The organism is Ensifer sp. 38_S197 (assembly GCF_056924495.1).
Genome location: NZ_JBXOVZ010000002.1, coordinates 56,528 through 72,826, shown reverse-complemented (window position 1 = coordinate 72,826; position 16,299 = coordinate 56,528). Strand labels below are relative to the sequence as shown.

At 63.5% G+C, this 16,299-nt stretch carries 17 protein-coding genes; 9 read left to right on the top strand and 8 right to left on the bottom strand.

The features are described 5' to 3' along the window. Positions 1–30: 30 nt before the first annotated feature. A complete protein-coding gene (yddG, locus tag AC1Z3V_RS13695; protein ID WP_483499752.1) occupies positions 31–921 on the top strand; it encodes an aromatic amino acid exporter YddG in 891 nt (296 codons plus the stop codon). Positions 922–930: 9 nt separating this feature from the next. Here the strand turns inward: yddG and AC1Z3V_RS13690 are convergent, their stop codons facing one another. Further along, positions 931–1,368 carry a cupin domain-containing protein gene (locus AC1Z3V_RS13690; protein ID WP_483499751.1) on the bottom strand — a complete coding sequence of 146 codons (438 nt, stop codon included), beginning with the start codon at positions 1,366–1,368 and terminating at the stop codon, positions 931–933. Beyond that, positions 1,368–2,138, bottom strand: coding sequence for a hydroxyacylglutathione hydrolase (gene gloB, locus AC1Z3V_RS13685; RefSeq protein WP_483499749.1), 771 nt, complete (start codon positions 2,136–2,138; stop codon positions 1,368–1,370). The genes AC1Z3V_RS13690 and gloB overlap by 1 nt, the downstream gene beginning before the upstream one ends. An 81-nt stretch (positions 2,139–2,219) precedes the next feature. On the opposite strand from gloB, the gene AC1Z3V_RS13680 reads away from it, so the two are divergent. The 4 genes from AC1Z3V_RS13680 to AC1Z3V_RS13665 all read left to right on the top strand — a co-directional run bounded on the left by AC1Z3V_RS13680 (position 2,220) and on the right by AC1Z3V_RS13665 (position 5,927). Next, a complete protein-coding gene (locus tag AC1Z3V_RS13680; RefSeq protein ID WP_429819977.1) occupies positions 2,220–2,984 on the top strand; it encodes a class I SAM-dependent methyltransferase in 765 nt (254 codons plus the stop codon). A gap of 145 nt (positions 2,985–3,129) precedes the next feature. Next, on the top strand, positions 3,130–4,236 hold the full coding sequence (hisC, locus tag AC1Z3V_RS13675; protein WP_429819975.1) for a histidinol-phosphate transaminase: 1,107 nt from the start codon (positions 3,130–3,132) through the stop codon (positions 4,234–4,236). Then, a complete protein-coding gene (locus AC1Z3V_RS13670) occupies positions 4,236–5,159 on the top strand; it encodes a prephenate/arogenate dehydrogenase family protein (RefSeq protein WP_247960705.1) in 924 nt (307 codons plus the stop codon). Before hisC ends, AC1Z3V_RS13670 begins: the two co-directional genes overlap by 1 nt. 99 nt (positions 5,160–5,258) lie before the next feature. Further along, positions 5,259–5,927, top strand: coding sequence for a hypothetical protein (locus AC1Z3V_RS13665; protein WP_483499746.1), 669 nt, complete (start codon positions 5,259–5,261; stop codon positions 5,925–5,927). A 65-nt stretch (positions 5,928–5,992) separates the two neighbouring features. Here AC1Z3V_RS13665 and AC1Z3V_RS13660 read toward each other — a convergent pair whose 3' ends face one another. After that, a complete protein-coding gene (locus AC1Z3V_RS13660) occupies positions 5,993–7,003 on the bottom strand; it encodes a DUF2125 domain-containing protein (RefSeq protein WP_483499744.1) in 1,011 nt (336 codons plus the stop codon). A 313-nt stretch (positions 7,004–7,316) separates the two neighbouring features. On the opposite strand from AC1Z3V_RS13660, the gene AC1Z3V_RS13655 reads away from it, so the two are divergent. Beyond that, complete coding sequence (locus AC1Z3V_RS13655; protein ID WP_483499742.1) at positions 7,317–7,868, top strand: gamma-glutamylcyclotransferase; 552 nt, start codon at positions 7,317–7,319, stop codon at positions 7,866–7,868. 4 nt (positions 7,869–7,872) lie between these two features. On the opposite strand, the gene AC1Z3V_RS13650 is transcribed toward AC1Z3V_RS13655, so the two are convergent. From AC1Z3V_RS13650 to ftsE, 4 genes are all read right to left on the bottom strand, one after another. Then, complete coding sequence (locus AC1Z3V_RS13650) at positions 7,873–8,664, bottom strand: lysophospholipid acyltransferase family protein (protein ID WP_429819969.1); 792 nt, start codon at positions 8,662–8,664, stop codon at positions 7,873–7,875. Positions 8,665–8,791: 127 nt separating this feature from the next. Then, the gene (locus tag AC1Z3V_RS13645; RefSeq protein ID WP_429819967.1) at positions 8,792–9,490 is read right to left on the bottom strand and encodes a YdcF family protein; all 699 of its coding nucleotides are present in this window, start codon (positions 9,488–9,490) and stop codon (positions 8,792–8,794) included. Positions 9,491–9,588: 98 nt separating this feature from the next. Next, positions 9,589–10,536 carry a cell division protein FtsX gene (locus AC1Z3V_RS13640; protein ID WP_429820072.1) on the bottom strand — a complete coding sequence of 316 codons (948 nt, stop codon included), beginning with the start codon at positions 10,534–10,536 and terminating at the stop codon, positions 9,589–9,591. Between the two features lie 67 nt (positions 10,537–10,603). Continuing rightward, complete coding sequence (gene ftsE, locus AC1Z3V_RS13635; protein ID WP_173520545.1) at positions 10,604–11,263, bottom strand: cell division ATP-binding protein FtsE; 660 nt, start codon at positions 11,261–11,263, stop codon at positions 10,604–10,606. A gap of 35 nt (positions 11,264–11,298) precedes the next feature. Between ftsE and AC1Z3V_RS13630 the strand changes: the two genes are divergently transcribed. The 3 genes from AC1Z3V_RS13630 (at position 11,299) to AC1Z3V_RS13620 (ending at position 13,430) form a co-directional block, all read left to right on the top strand. Continuing rightward, positions 11,299–12,237: a hypothetical protein gene (locus AC1Z3V_RS13630; protein ID WP_483499740.1), complete on the top strand. Its 939-nt coding sequence runs from the start codon at positions 11,299–11,301 to the stop codon at positions 12,235–12,237. A 63-nt stretch (positions 12,238–12,300) separates the two neighbouring features. After that, a complete protein-coding gene (hpt, locus tag AC1Z3V_RS13625) occupies positions 12,301–12,846 on the top strand; it encodes a hypoxanthine phosphoribosyltransferase (protein WP_429819963.1) in 546 nt (181 codons plus the stop codon). Positions 12,847–13,070: 224 nt separating this feature from the next. Next, entirely contained in the window at positions 13,071–13,430 is a 360-nt protein-coding gene (locus AC1Z3V_RS13620) for a response regulator (protein WP_173520548.1), read from the top strand. A gap of 43 nt (positions 13,431–13,473) precedes the next feature. On the opposite strand, the gene AC1Z3V_RS13615 is transcribed toward AC1Z3V_RS13620, so the two are convergent. Beyond that, entirely contained in the window at positions 13,474–16,128 is a 2,655-nt protein-coding gene (locus tag AC1Z3V_RS13615; protein WP_483499738.1) for a TIGR02302 family protein, read from the bottom strand. Positions 16,129–16,299 lie beyond the last annotated feature (171 nt).

Genomic DNA, 16,299 nt, shown 5'->3' with positions numbered 1-16,299 from the left:
CCGTGAGAGAAGCCGCGCGAGGGGACGACTATGAAATTCAAGGCAACGCTGATCGGCTTTTCCGCCATTCTGATGTGGTCGCTGCTCGCGCTGTTCACGGCAGCATCCGGCAAGATGCCGCCGTTCCAGCTTTCTGCGATCTGCTTTCTGATCGGCAGTCTGCCCGGCCTGGTGGTGCTGACGTTGAGGCCGGAGCGCATGGCGCTGCTCAAGCAGCCGGCCAAAGTCTGGATCACCGGCATTGCCGGCCTGTTCGGCTATCACTTTCTCTATTTCACGGCGCTTCGCAACGCGCCGGCGGTGGAGGCGGGGCTGATCGCCTATCTCTGGCCGCTGCTGATCGTCGTCGGCTCGGCCCTTTTGCCGGGGGAGCGTTTGCGCTGGTATCATCTCGCCGGCGCGCTCGCCGGTCTCGCGGGAACGATCCTGATCGTCGCGCGCAATGGTGTCGCCTTCGACTACGCCTATCTCATCGGCTACGGCGCCGCCTTTCTCTGCGCCTTTACCTGGTCGGGTTACTCCTTGATCACGCGTCGTTTCGAGGCGGTCTCGACCGACGTCGTCACTGGCTTTTGTCTTGCCACCTCCATCCTCTCCTTCGTCTGCCATCTGGCGCTTGAAACGACCGTCTGGCCAGCGACCACGTTCGAATGGTTGGCAGTCGCCGGTCTGGGGCTGCTGCCGGTCGGGGCGGCCTTCTACGCCTGGGACTTCGGTGTGAAGAACGGCAACATCCAGCTTCTCGGCGTTGCAAGTTATGCAGCGCCGGTACTTTCGACGCTGATCCTGATCCTGTTCGGCTTTGCCGAGCCGTCCTGGCGCATTGGGCTCGCCTGCCTGTTCGTGACCGGCGGCGCGGTGCTTGCGGCGAAGGATATGATCTTCCGCAAGCGTGCCATGGTGGCGCAGCCGGCGGAATAACCGGGACCGTTATCGTTTGGGCGGCTGCCAATCGGGAGCCGCCATTTCGAAGGCGGCGAAATCAAATGCCGGCGCGACCGTGCAGCCCACCAGCGTCCAGTCACCCAGGGAAGCAGCGGATTGCCACCAATCGGCGGGAACCACGCCCTGCGGGCGCTCACCGTTCAGGATGTCGGACCCGAGCCGCAGCGTCTCGGCAGGCTTTCCGTCCTCGGCGATGCTCAGTTGGAGCGGCGCACCCGCGTGATAGTGCCAGATCTCGACGGCGTCGCGGACGCGATGCCAGTGCGAGCGTTCACCACGTTGCAGCAGATAATAGATCGCCGTCGAGTGACCGCGTGGGCCACCTGCGGCGTCGCGGAAGGTCTCGATGTACCAGCCGCCCTCCGGGTGACGCACCAGACCGAGCGCCTCGATGATCTCCGCCGCCGATTGTGCCCCGGCCACTAGAAGTTATCCTTCCGCTTGCGGATTTCGGCGAAGACTGCGGCATCGCTGGCGTTCTGCATGCCGAGATGGGCGCGGATGCCGGGGTCAGCGGCGCGCAGGAACGGGTTCGTGCGTTTCTCAAGGCCAATCGTCGTCGGCGCCGTGAAGCCGCCATCACAGCGCGTTTCCTCGATCTCGGCCGCGCGCGCCTTGAGCTCGGAATTTGCTGGGTCGATCGTGACCGCGAAATGGGCATTGGAAAGCGTGTATTCGTGGCCGAAGTAAACCGTCGTGTCGTCGGGCAATGCGGCGAGCCGGCCGAGAGACTGCCACATGGTTTCCGGCGTTCCCTCGAAAAGGCGTCCGCAGCCGAGCGCAAACAGCGTGTCGGCGGCAAAGAGCAGTTTATCCTCGGTGAAATGGAAGCAGATATGGCCGGCCGTGTGGCCGGGCGTCTCGATCACCTCGACGGAGCGGCCAGCAAAATCGAAATGCTCGCCATGGCGCACGGCCTTGTCGAGCCCTGGGATTTTCGTGGCTTCATTGAGCGGACCGATGATCGTGACGCCGAAGCGCTTCTTCAGCGCATCATTGGCCGCGACGTGGTCGCCATGGTGATGTGTCGTCAGGATATGCGTGAGCTTCCAGCCGCGCCGCTCCAGCGCATCCAGGATGGGCTGCTCTTCCGGCGCGTCGATCGAGGCGGTCATGCCGCTTTCAGGATCATGGACGAGCACACCGAAATTGTCGGTGCGGCAGAGGAAGAGGTCGAGTTCGAGCGCGGCCATGGCACGTCCTCCGGTCAGGAGAGAGGGAATGCTGCCGAATGTAGCGAGGCTTGCCTTGAAGTCTACCGCTTCGCAGCTAACATGTTGCGAATGCACACCGATATCGTCGACCTGCGCGAATTCTATCACTCCGAGCTCGGCCGAATGGCGGAGCAGTCCGTCACCATGGCGCTTTCGTCCGTCTGGGCGCGCCTGCCGGACGAGCGGCTGGTCGGCCTCGGCTATGCCGTTCCCTATCTCGAACGGTTCCGCAAGGATACCGAGCGCACCTTTGCCTTCATGCCGGCGGGGCAGGGGGCGGTGAACTGGCCGGTTGCCGAGCTCTCCTCGACGGCGCTGGTGTTCGATGAGGAATTGCCGCTGCCCGACGCCTCGATCGACCGGGTGCTAATGGTGCATTCGCTGGAATTTGCCGAGAGCCCGCGAGAGACGATGAAGGAGATCTGGCGGGTACTGGCGCCCGGCGGCCGACTGGTCATCGTCGTACCCAACCGGCGCGGCGTCTGGGCGCGCATGGAGCATACGCCCTTCGGCTCCGGCCGGCCCTATTCGCGCGGGCAGTTGACGGCGCTGCTGCGCGAGACCAACTTCACGCCCGGTGCCACGGCGGACGCGTTGTTCTTCCCGCCGTCGAAGCTCAGGGCGATCCTGCGGCTGCGCCGGGGTTTCGAGCGGCTCGGCCGCGCGCTCTGGCCGGTCTTCTCCGGCGTCATCGTCGTTGAGGCGCAGAAGCGGCTTTACCAGGGGTTACCGGTCGCCGCACGCGCATCGCGCCGGGTCTTCGTACCTGTCCTGGCGCCGCAGGGCGTACCGAGCACGCGCGAGCGGCCGCATCCCACCCGCTAACCTGCGCGGGAACCGCGGCGGACCCTCGACAAAAGGCGCTTGCGCCGCTAATGCCTTGACCTCTTTTCCTGCCTGCAGCGCCGCGCGCCTCCCAAGGCGCGCATCGGTCGCTGCGGCACTTTGACGGCAATAGAAAGCTGACCCAATGAGCCTTGCTTCGAAGAGCCCCGAGCCGCGTTCCGGCATCCTGGATATTGCCGCCTATGTGCCGGGCAAGGAGCATGCGCCGGGTGTCGCCAAGGTGCACAAGCTCTCGTCGAACGAGACGCCGCTCGGCGCCAGCCCCAGGGCGATCGAAGCCTTCCAGGCGGCGGCCTTCAACCTGGAACGTTATCCGGACGGCCAGGCGCGGGCGCTGCGAGAGGCGATCGGCGCCGTGCACGGCCTCAACCCGGCAAACATCATGTGCGGCAACGGTTCGGACGAACTGCTCGGGCTTCTCTGCCACACCTATCTCGGGCCCGGCGACGAAGGCATCATCACCGAGCATGGCTTCCTCGTCTACAAGATCCAGATCCTGGCGGCGGGGGCGACGCCCGTTACCGTCAAGGAGAGGGATGCGCGCGTCGACGTCGACGCGATCCTTTCGGCGGTGACGGAGCGGACCAAGGTCGTCTTTCTCGCCAATCCCGCCAACCCGACCGGAACCTACATTCCCGTCGACGAAGTCCGCCGGCTGCACGCGGGCCTGCCCGAGGGCGTGCTCCTGGTGCTCGATGCGGCCTATGCCGAATATGTGCGCCGCAACGACTATGCCGCCGGCCTGGAGCTCGTCTCGGCCAGCCGCAATGTGGTGATGACCCGCACCTTCTCGAAGATCTACGGTCTCGCGGGCTTGCGCATCGGCTGGATGTATGCGCCGCCGGAAGTGATCGATGCGGTCGACCGCGTTCGCGGGCCCTTCAACCTCAGTGCCCCGGCAATTGCGGCGGGTGCTGCGGCTATCCGTGATCAGGCTTTCGTGGCAACGGCGGTCGATCATAATCTCACCTGGCTGGCGCGTGTCAGCGAAGCGCTCGAGGCGATCGGCTTGCGCGTCACGCCTTCGGTCACGAATTTCGTGCTGATCCACTTTCCGGAAGAAGCCGGCAAGCGGGCCGAGGAAGCCGATGATTTCCTGACCGGCCGCGGCTATATCCTGCGGGCGGTCCGCAGCTACGGTTTCCCCAATGCGCTGCGCATGACCATCGGCTCGCAAGAAGCCAACGAAGGCGTCATCGCGGCGCTGACCGAATTCATGGGACGGAAGTAATGGCTCAGCAGTTTGAAACGATCGCCCTCATCGGGATTGGCCTCATCGGTTCGTCGATCGCGCGTGAAATCCGCGAGAAGCAGCTCGCCGGCACCCTCGTCGTTTCCACGCGCAGCGAGGCGACGCTGAAGCGTACGCAGGAGCTCGGGCTCGGCGATCGCTATACGCTGTCGGCGGCCGACGCCGTTCGCGATGCCGACCTCGTCATCGTCTCGGTCCCGGTCGGTGCGTCTGGTGCCGTTGCCGCCGAGATCGCGGCGCATCTGAAACCCGGCGCGATCGTCACCGATGTCGGCTCGACCAAGGGCTCGGTGATCGCGCAGATGGCGCCGCATCTGCCGGAAACCGTTCATTTCGTGCCGGGGCACCCGATCGCCGGTACCGAGCATTCCGGCCCGGACGCCGGCTTCGTCGGCCTCTTCCGCGGCCGCTGGTGCATCCTGACGCCGCCGGAAGGCGCCGATGGGGAAGCAGTCGCGCGGCTCCGGCGTTTCTGGGAAACGCTCGGCTCGATGGTCGAGGAGATGGATGCCGAGCATCACGACAAGGTGCTGGCGATCGTTTCGCACCTGCCGCACATCATCGCCTACAACATCGTCGGTACGGCCGATGACCTGGAGACGGTAACCGAATCCGAAGTCATCAAGTATTCCGCCTCGGGGTTCCGCGATTTCACCCGTCTCGCGGCATCCGATCCCACCATGTGGCGTGACGTCTGCCTGCACAACAAAGATGCAATCCTGGAGATGCTGGCGCGGTTTTCGGAGGATCTCGCCTACCTGCAGCGGGCGATCCGCTGGGGCGACGGTGAGAAGCTCTTCGATCTCTTCACCCGCACCCGCGCGATCCGCCGCTCGATCATCCAGGCGGGCCAGGATACGGCGATGCCGGACTTCGGCCGGCATGCCATGGACCAGAAATAGTTGCGATTTGGGGATGCGGCCGCGCCGCCGCATGATCCCTTGATCAGGAACGCCACTTCCGACAGTCTCAGGTTCCAGTTTCAAGACTGAGGGGGCGACATGGAGGCCAATTGGTGCAGCGGTCTGAGCGCTTTTGGGGCCGCAGTGAATTCTGTGGCGTGGCTCGAATGGGCGAAGGTGTTCTTTGATCTTCTGAAAGGTATTTCCTGGCCACTGGCCGCATTCTTTTTAGCGTGGCTCTTTCGACATCAGATCCGCGAACGCATCAAAGATCTGATATCTGCGGGACCTTCAGGGGTAGTGCTTCAGGTAAGCCAGCAAGTGCAGACTACTCAGAACGCACTCAGTCCGACCACACACCCCATGCCGACGGTCACCGCTCGCATGGAGGTAATTGAGACAGAGTTGATCACTATTCAAGAGGCCTCGAAGATCCCTATCTTGGTTCGGAGCCTTGCCGAAGCGCAGGTCGCACGTCATTTCGAGTTCGTTTTCGCCAGCATCTTCGGTAGCCAGATAGCGGGACTACGCCGCCTCAAAGCAGATAAAGAGATCACCATTGAAGACGCGAGGCAGTTTTTTGAGACTGTCGTTAAGCCGACGGACAAAAATCTCTATGAGGTTTTCAATTTCGAAGAATGGTCCAGCTTCCTCCTGCGAATGGAACTTGCGCGCGTCGATGGTGAGCAAGTAATCGCGACGGATTTCGGTAACGACTTTCTCTACTTCGTCGACAGGATCAAGCCAGGCGTATTTCGTCCGCACTGACTGCTTATCAAGCGCAGGTTGTTGAGCGTCGTTCGAAATCACGCATGATGACGCTGCTGCCAAGTTCAAAGCGTCGGCAGGACGCCGATCGGGATGAAGGCGAGAAACGCGGTGCCGTCGCGCACGTTGAGTTTCACCGTCGCTTCGTCCTTGCCGTTGGCGAGCGCCTTCAGCATGTTGGCGGTATTGTCGACGAGGTTGGCGTCGTCCGGGATCAGCTTGACCAGATTGGCCCGCCAGGCCTCGATGTTCGTCATCGTCAGCGAGAACTCGCCGGAGATCAGTCCCTGGTCGTTGACCGAGAAGGGACCGGAAAGCTTGGCGTTCATGCCGGAGCCGAGATCGAGGGTGAGCTGCCTGAGTTCACCCTTGCTGCCGCGAAACATTTCCGGCGTCGGCGTGGCCGTCATCCATGCCGCCTTGTCGGTGAAAGTAAGATCCGCGGCGACGGTGGCCGGTGGCGCGTAGCTTGGGCCTTCCTCAGGGCGAAGATCGAGCTTGTCGACGCTCAGGGCAGCATCGAGATCCGCGCCGTTCTGGCGCAGGTGCAGTTCGCCGTGGCTGGCGCCGAAGCCAAGTCCATCGCCCGAGAGCGGCAGGCGCACCCGGCCGGTGAGATTGTCGTAGGTGAGCGAGGTGCGGTCGACGCCGGACAAGGTCGCGCGCACGCTTGCATGCAGCAGGGTCCAGTCGGCGGAGACGTTGAGGCCGGGCGAGGCCCGGATTTCGGCCGGGCCGTCAAGCTCGATCACGGCATGGCCGGGCTGATAGACCTGGGCGGCCGTCCGCAGCGCTCCGAAGGAGGCCGACGTGCCGTGGCGGGTATCGTCGAGATGGACCTTGTCGCAGAAGAGGCCGATGCGGAACGGAAAGCCGCGCACGTCCATGTTCGTGCATTCGCCGCCGAGGCCGGCTGCCTGCCCATCGGCGAGACGGGCCGTGAGACGCTTCTCGATCTGATCGGCGGCGAAGAACCAGCCGGCCGAATAGATGCCGGCGACAAGCACGATGCCTGCCGTCAGCCAGCGAAACTTCCGGCTGACCGGCGAGGGATTGGAAACTGCGGTTGCCGACATGGGCGCGGATACCTCACTTTAGACCATGATGATCTTGGGTCGGCTCGACCCAAGATCACAAACGGATCGCTTCTAACAAGTTAGAGCGGGATGTGGGCGGAAAACCGCAACACCTTTCCTCACCCCACTCTAAACCGGATTGCGGCTGCCTTTCGGGTGGCGCCGTCGATCCGCAAAACTATTCTTTCGTTCGGGTGCACGAGGACGAGCTTGTCTCTTTCGTGCCGAGATGCTGTGCCGTAGAAACCGACATGGCTGACCATTCCGACGGGCCGATCATGATTCGGTGGCGAGAGCAGACAGCGCGGGTTGAATGACAGTGGATATGGACGAATTTTGGGTCTTTGGCTACGGGTCGCTGATGTGGAACCCGGGTTTTGCCTTCGAGGAGAAGCTGACGGCGCGCGCCTTCGGCTATCGCCGCTCGCTCTGCGTGCATTCCTGGGTTCATCGGGGCACGGAACAGCGGCCGGGACTGGTACTCGGACTGGACCGTGGCGGTTCCTGCATCGGCACGGCATTCCGCGTCGGGCGCGGACAGCAGGCTGACGTCGTCGATTATCTGCGCGAGCGGGAACTGGTGACGCATGTCTACAAGGAGCGCACGATGCCGGTCCTGCTCGCCGATGGGCGACGCGTGCCGGCGCTCGCCTACGTCATCGACCGCGACCACGTTCAATATGCGGGCACGCTCACCTCCTCGGAGGCGGCCGATATCGTCGCCGTTTCGACGGGAAAATCCGGTCCGAATAGCGAGTATGTGTTCAACACGCTCGCCCATTTGAAAGAAATGGGCATCCGCGATCACTGGTTGGAAGAGGTGGTCGAATTGCTCCAGCAGACGCCACGGCGCGCTCGCGCCTGATGCCTCAGGCGCGGCCTGCCGCCTTCAGTTCCTTCAGCCGTTGTTCGGCTGTCGGCGGCAGCGGCAAATGCGGATTGTTCTTCACCGTTTCGACGAGCAGTTCGTCGCTCGCCTTCTCCGTGACTTCCACCAGCTTGGCAAGGAATTCATCCGGATCCATGCCGGCCTCGACCGGCGGCAGGATGCGGACCTTGAAATGCCCGGGAAAGCGCAGGAACTTGCGGCGCGGCCAGAAGAGGCCGGGATGCATGGCGACCGGCACGACCGGTACGTTCAGGTCGCGGTAGAGGCGGGCGATACCGTATTTGTACTGCGGCGGCGCGCCTGGCGGGCGGCGCGTGCCTTCCGGGTAGATGATGAGTTCGCGGCCGGTCGCCATTTCCTGCTTGGTGCGATCCATGACGCCGGTCATGGCCCTGCCGCGGGCGGCCCGGTTTACCGGAACCATGCGCTGCTTGAGGATGTACCAGCCGAACAGCGGGATCCAGGTGAGCTCGCGCTTCAGGATGTAAAAGGGGTCGTCGAGCCAGGGAAGCAGCGCATAGGCGTCCCAGAAGGACTGGTGCTTGGGGGCGAAGATGTAGGGGACATCAGGGATGTTCTCCAGGCCTTCGATCTCGAAGGTCGTCCCGACCATCTTCTCGAGCAGCCAGTGATTGCTGCGCACCCAGTTCTTGGGAACGAACCAGGCCTTCTTGCGCGGCAGCAGGAAATAGATCGGCGTCAGCACGATCATCTGCACGATCAGATTGGCGTAGAACACCATGTTGAAAAGGATCGAACGCAAGACGATCATCAGGCACGCTCTCGTAGGCGAGGTCTCAAAGGCTCGGCGTCGGGCCGATTGATCGCTGCCTACACGAATACGTGGCGAAGGAAAACTGTCCTTCCTCACTTTAGGCCGGCGACGTCCCCGATGGCCTCTATTCTTCGGCCGGCGTGGCACGGGAGGGATCGGTGCGCAGACCGCTCGTCGGCCGGGCGCCGGCGAAATCGCGAATCGATGCGATCGTATATTTCCCGAATTCCAGGAGGATCGATTTCAACACCATCGGGTTGCGCAGCCAGTTCGTCGTCTTGAGATCCGAGTTGATGACCGGGTAGGGGATGAACTCCGTCTCCGGGCGGGTGCGCCGGAGTTCCAGCAGGCTGCGCGGCATATGGTAATTGTTGGTGACGACAAGCACGCTCGTATAGCCGCGATCACGGATCCACTGCGCCGTCTCCGTAGCGTTGCCGATCGTATCGATCGCCTCATGACCGATATCGACGCAGCATTTGAAAAGATCGGCGGAACTCTGGGTGTTGCGCCGGATCTGGCTGCCGGTGGTCGTCGGGTGAACACCGGAGATCAGCAGGCGCCTGCCGGCGCCACCCTTCAGGAGATCGACCGCCTGATCGATGCGCTGGAAGCCACCGGTCAGGACGACGATCGCATCCGCCTTGGGATGTACGGGCGGCTGCAGCGATGCGACGGTGTCGGCAAAATTCAGGAAGGCGGCAATCAGGAGTGCGAGCGGCAGCAGCAGGACGAAGAAGGTTCGCCGGAGAATTTTGCGCAAGAGGCTGCGGGGCCGCCGGCGGTCGTCGGCTCTCCCCTGCCATTTGCCTCCTCCGGTCATCCCGTTTCCGCGTAATTCTCGCGCCATCATGATTCTCTTTCACATAGCCGCAGATTACGGCAAGGAATAGATCGAGGCATAGCGAAACATCAGGCGGATCAGCTCTGGTAGAGGTCCGTGCGGCCGGGGTCCGAACGGATGAGATCGATCTCGTAGATCGTGCGCATGACGGTCAAGCGCGCGGTCACGGTCGTCAGGATGGCGATGACGACGATGATGGCGGCGATACCGAGGTAGCCGCCATAGCCGATGGTGAATGTGCCGAAGAGTGCGGTTGCCTGGTCGGTCTGCGGTGTCGCCAATGTCTGCGACTGCCAGAAGCCGGCAAGCGCGAAGGACAGCGCGGCCAAGAGGCCGCCGGTGCCGGCGCCCTTGAGACTGATCCTCAAGAAATGCTTCTGGAACTCGGAGGCGACGAAACCGGCCTCTGCACCGACGAAATGCAGCACCTCTACGATGTGGCGGTTGCCGGACAGTGCGCCGCGGGTGGCGAAGATCACGGTCAGCACCATGGCCGAGAAGACGAGCGCCAGCACGCCGGTGCCGATCATCGCCGTGGTGTTGGCCATGGCGACGAGCCGGTCGACCCAGGTGCGGTGGTCGTCGAGGAAGGCCTGCGGAATCGTCTCCGTCAGCGCCTTGCGCATGGCGGCGAAATCGGGCGGATTGTTTTCGTCGATGGTGATGATGATGAGCCGCGGCACCGGCAGCTCGTCGAGATCGAGGCCTTCGCCGAGCCAGGGCTCCAGGAGGCGGGCCGTGGCGGCGCGATCGACGATCTTGCCATCCGTCGTACCGCTGAAGGTCAGCGCCAGGTCGCGGGCGTCGGCAAGCGCCTTTTCCATGTCCAGGCTGTCGTCCGGCTTGATCTGGATGGTGATCTCGCGGGAAATCTGCGACTGCCAGCTCTGGGCCGTTGCCCGGACCATGCTGACGCCGCCGAGCGTCAGGCAGGCGAGGAACGACATGATGGCGATGACGCACATCAGCGCATGGCCGGAGACATTGGTCGAGGGCACGATCGGCCCGGTCGGCCGCACGCGCATTTCCGTCCGGCGGGGCTGCTGTTCCGGCGGCTGCTCGGCTGCGCTGCTCTGGCGTTTCGTGCGGCTGTCACTCATAGATGTCGAGCCGCCCCTGCGAAAGGATCATGCGCCGCGCCTCCACCTGATCCATCAGCGACAGATCGTGGGTGGCGATCACCACCGCGGTGCCGAGCCGGTTCAGTTCGAGGAAGAGATTGAGGAGGCGCCTGGCCATTGGCGGATCGACGTTGCCGGTCGGCTCGTCGGCAAGCAGGATCTCCGGCCGGTCGATCAGCGCCCGGGCGATCGCCGCGCGCTGCTTCTCGCCGCCTGAAAGGACCGGCGGCAGGACATTGATGCGCTCGCCGAGACCGACCCATTTCAAGAGTTCCAGCACGTCGGCGCGGTAGCTCGATTCCTCCTTGCCGCGGACGCGCAGCGGCAGAGCGACATTCTCATAGGTGGTGAGGTGATCGAGCAGGCGAAAATCCTGGAACACGATGCCGACGCGCCGGCGCAGCATCGGGAATTCCTCGCGCGGGATCGACGAGATGTTGCGGTCGAACATCCGGATCAGGCCGCGCGTCGGCTGCAGCGAGAGGAAGAGCAGTTTCAAAAGGGTGGTCTTGCCGGCGCCCGACGGGCCGGTCAGGAACTGGAACGACCGGCGCGGAATATCGAAGGTCAGGTCCCGGAGGATTTCCGGTCCCATGCCATAACGCAGTCCGACGTTCTCAAAGTGAATCAAGCGGCAGCCCAGTCTCTCTCACGGCCCGGCAACCGATGGCCGGTTCCGGTCCTCCGCGCATAGGACGACCAGCCTCGAAAGGCAAAACCGCCAGCGGAATCATGGTTAAGCAGCGGTTAATTTTTCATGAAAAGGCGCCGCTTTCGCGACGTCTTTCCGAAACATTAACCATTCCGGTTTACGTGTCGGAAAGATTTGATGCAATGCCTAGATTCTTGCAGGCCAAGGGTCAGCATTGCCCGATGGTTTCGCAGCCGAGGTGGTCGGTCGATTGGCCATATCGTCTCCCTGTGGGACAGGAGGAGCTGGTCATGCATGCTTTCCGGACCAAAACCGCCGGCGCCCCGGCGGACTTCCTGCCGCCCGAACGGGGCGGACGTGAGGGAGCCGCAATGCCGCGACGCGTCGACTATGTCGATGCCGAGTTCGAGGTGATTGCTGCCTCCTCGCGCCGAGCGCCTTATCCGGTGTTCAATGACAAGGCCAGGATCGGAAATCAGAAACGGCCGAGCTTGACGGTTGTGGCGGCCGAAACGTCGCCTGCCGGCCGACTGCTGAGCCTCGTCGAAGCGCGGCTTCGCGACATGCCAACGCGCCGCTTCGCCGGCTTGGTCGCCGGTTTCGCGGTTGCATCCTTTCTGATGATCGTCGGTTTCGCGGGTGACGGGCAGGCCGATGTCCAGCCGCTGACGATATCAGTGGTGACGAGCTCACTGGATTATTCCGGCGGCATGCGTGTGCTTTCCGTCTACGGCTCCATCGACAACCGCTCGGATGCCGAACAGCGCTTGCCGCTCGTCGTGGTGGGGGTGGCAGCCAACGGCCGCCAGGTTACGACGACACGGGTGATGCCCGAAGGTGCGGCGATCGCAGCCGGCGAGAGCCGCCATTTCATGACGAGGCTGCCCTATGCAGGTGGAAAAATGCCCGATGTGACCGTTTCCTTCGCTGAAAACGGTGTTTCAGCCCGCTGATTGTGCTAAGCGGCGCGGATGGGAAGGCTTCGGTCTTCCGGATGAAACGCTGGAGAAGCCTTGATGCCCGTTGTTCGCGGTAAGAATATCGAACCTCTCTACACGGCCGAAACGATTGCAGCGCGCAACAGCGAGCTGGCCGGGATGATCGTCAACGGTCCGCACAAGGATCTGCTGGTGATCGCGGTGCTCAAGGGATCGTTCATCTTCGCCGCCGATCTGATCCGCGCCATGCATTCGGCCGGTCTTGCGCCGGAAGTCGAGTTCATCACTCTGTCGAGCTACGGCACCGGCACGGTTTCGCAGGGCGTCAAGATCACCAAGGATATCGACAGCGACGTGCATGGGCGCGACGTGCTCTTGATCGACGACATTCTCGAATCCGGCCGGACGCTGCGTTTCGCCAAGGAGCTGATGTACGAGCGCGGCGCGCGCAACGTGACGATCGCCGTGCTGCTCGACAAGCGGGTCAAGCGCAAGGTCGAGCTCGAAGCCGATTATGTCGGTTTCGAGTGCCCCGATCACTTCGTTGTCGGCTATGGCATGGATGTCGCCTATGCCTTCCGCGAGCTGCCTTTTGTCGGCGTCGTCACCGGCGACGCCGAGTAGGCTGTGTCAAAACGGCACGCCTATCCTGAAATCCGGCCGCTCAGCGTTTACCGAACACAAACGAAAAACTGATTGGTTGGGGATGCGCCGCGTGGTGATTCCCTATCGGATTCGCGGTGCTGCAGCGCCGTCAGGTCCTGTCGATGACCGACGCCCGCTGTAACCTTTTGGATCAGGTGCGGGCGCCGGCGTGAGAGCCGCGCCTCGGAAACGCGGAGGCCATGATGGCGAAGATCCTGATTACCGAGGACGAGGATGCGTTGCGTTCCTTCGTCGCGCGGGCATTGAAGCTCGACGGCCATGAGACGGTCGAGGCGGGCGACGGTGCCGACGGCCTTGCCTGCCTCCAGACCGAGGCTTTCGATCTCCTGCTTTCCGATATCCGCATGCCCGTCATGGACGGCATCGAACTGACGCACCAGGCGTCGGCCGCCTTTCCGGCAATGAAGATCCTGCTGATGACCGGCTATGCCGAGCAACGCGAGCGGGCCGACGATCTCGCCGACAAGATCGTCGACGTCATCTCCAAACCCTTTTCCCTTCCCGATATCCGCAAGGCCGTTGCGCTTGCACTGGCCGCCTGACGAAGCCCAATCCGGCGATTGAGTTCTATCCCGCTTGCGGGCCTCACTGCATGTCGAGCAGTCGCTCGAGATATTGGCGTTCCACTTCCGGCGACAGGTTATCCCCGAGCCGGCGGCGGATTTCTTCGAGGATCTGACGGGCGCGTTGCGTGTCGAATTCCTCGGGCACCTTCACGTGGTCGCCAAATTCCGGACCCCGGTTGTTCTGGGGTCGGCCGAGCGGATCGCGTCCGTTCTGGCCGAATTGCGGAACGCCCATGCCGGGGCCCTGACCCTGGCTCTGCATCTGGTTCATCATGTCCTGGGCGCCCTGGCGTAGGGCCTGCAGCGCGCGCCCCTGGTTGCCAACCGCCTGTTCGCCCTGGCCCTTGCCGAGCGCGCCGGAAGCGCCGTCCATTTCCCGCTGGGCTTCGCCGAAGCCTTTGCCCGGCTTGATGCCCATGCTTTCAAGGCCCTTGTTGAGTTCGCCGAGCTGCTTGCCGAGCTCATCCTGCTGCTGCTTCAACTGCTTCAGTGCATCCTTCAACTGTTCGGCCGTCATGTCGTCGAGCGGGTTGGGCTGGCCGTTCGGATCGCTGCGCTGTCCCGGGTCCTGCGGCATCTCCTGGCCGAAGAGTTCGTTGTCCTCGCCCTGCAAGGGATCGCCGCGTTGCATGCGGTCGCGCTGCGCCTGGTCGAGCTTGAACGTCTCATCCATAAGCTGCTGCTGCTGCTGCATCAGTTTGCCGAGCTTGTCCATCTGCTGGCGCATGGCGTCGTTCTGCTCGCCCATCTGCTGCTGGCCGCGGCCGGCCTGCAGGTTGTTCATCATGCGCTGCAGTTCCGACAGCATCTGGCGTGCCTGATCGCGTGCGCCGGAGCGCGCCAGGTTCTCGATCTGGTTCATCATCTTTTCGAGATCCTGTTGGCGCAGGATGTTGTTCGGGTTCATTTTTCCGGCCATGCGCGGGTCTTTCGCCGCCTGCTGGGCGAGGGCCTGCATGTATTCCTGCATGGCCTGGCGCAACTCCTGCATCAGCTTGGCGATTTCCTGGTCGGAGGCGTTGCGCTCCAGGGCGTCCGAGAGCGCCTGCTGCGCGTCACGCAGGCGCCGTTCGGCAAGCGACAGGTCGCCGTCTTCGATACCGAGCGCAATCTCCCAGAGGTATCCGGCGGCGTCACGCAGCATGTCGTCGTTGTACGCAAGCGCCATGCGTGTCCGCGCCGACTTCAACAGCAGGAAATGCGTGAGGTTCGGGATCCAGTCCTCGGCAAGGGAGGCCACGGCGTCGTTGAGGTCGATGGCGCGTGGCAGGTCGTTGGCATCGAGCGCGAAGACCTGGCGCTGTTCCGCCACGGCGCCAGCGAGCGGCTGGGTGAACTGGCGGGCAGGCAGGATCATGTCCTGCGGCGGGCTGCGGCCCTCCTGGCCCGCGGCGTCGCGGGCGACGAGGGTGACCCGCACGCGCTTGCCCGCAAGCGGGTGTTCGCTGAGGTTTCGGCTGGTCGTGCCCTTGGCCTCACGCGCGTTGCGGCGCGGCAGGTCGAGGCGGTATTCGGGCAGCGGATAGAGCGGACGGGCCCCCTCTGAGGCCTCGTCGAGCGGCTTGATCTCGGCCCAGGCCTGGGCGATGCCGTAGTCATCTGTCGCCGCGAAGGTGATTTCCAGCGCTGCATTGACGGTGGCGCGCGGAATGCCGTCGAAGGAGATCTGCGGCACGCCGTCCGGGATGATCTTGAAAGCCCAGCGCCGATCCCCGACGACAAGCTCGCCGTCCTTGACGACCTTGTAGACATGGTTGCGCACGGCATTCGGGTTGCGGACAGGCTCCGGCGCAGCCATTTCGGCGACCTTCGTTCCGGCTTCGCCGACCTTCGGCTTGGGCTTCGTCTCCTCGGCCTTCTCGCCGGCTGCCGGAATGGCGATTGCCTTGGCCGCGCCACTTTCGGCAAAGCGGACGACCTGGTCCGGTCCTGCCCCCGTGACCCGGACGGTGAGGTCGCTGAATTGCGGGATGGTGATGGCTCCGCCGACCTCCGCCACAGATGCCGTCTCCGGCTTGCCGGTGAGGAAGATCGGGGCGCGGCCGGTATAGGCCGGCGGCGTCACCCAGGCATCGATGCGGATGTCAGCCGTTTCGACCGACGCCTGCGGCAGGCGCAGCGCGTCGCTGAGCAGGCCGGCGCGGTTGGAATAGGAGTAGGCAAAGGCGATACAGGCGAGAAGAACCGGCACGGCACGCAGGGCAAAGGGGTCGTGGCGGGCGATATCAGGACGCGGAAGCCCCGTATCGAGCGCGCCGATCATCCGTGCCATGCGGGCCTGGTGCTCGCGCCAAAGCGCTTCGCCCAGGGGATTGTCGGTTGCCGGACGGTCGTCCTGGACGCGGATTGCCTGATGGGGCAGGGCGTTGCGCTCTTCCAGCATGCGGTCGGCATCGACATTTCCGGGCAAGCGGATCCGCGCCAGCGGCACCAGGGATGCGAGGAAGCCGATGGCGAAGACGAAGAGCGTCACGGCATGCAGCCAGAACGGCGCCACGCGGAAGAAGCCGAGCCATGCGAAGGCGAGAAACAGAAGAACGATGGAACCGGGCAGGAGGATGCGCGGCAGAAGCTGTTCGGCGACCAGCACCGAGCGCGCCAGCCATCTCTTCAGTGCCAGGGTTCTCGAAAACGGCTTCGGTTGTGGCGTTTCATCCTGCCGGAATTGCGTCATCCGCCCAAGTTTCCTTTCGGTCGCCCATCAATGCTCGTGGCTGACCCAATATAGTAACGCGAGATGCGGCTGGAAACGGCACGCAGCTTCGCTTAGCCCGCTGGCGTTCAGGATACCATCGTTTGTGGCGAAGACGAGGGCGCAAACAGAATCGTGATCGCCCGAGTGGCG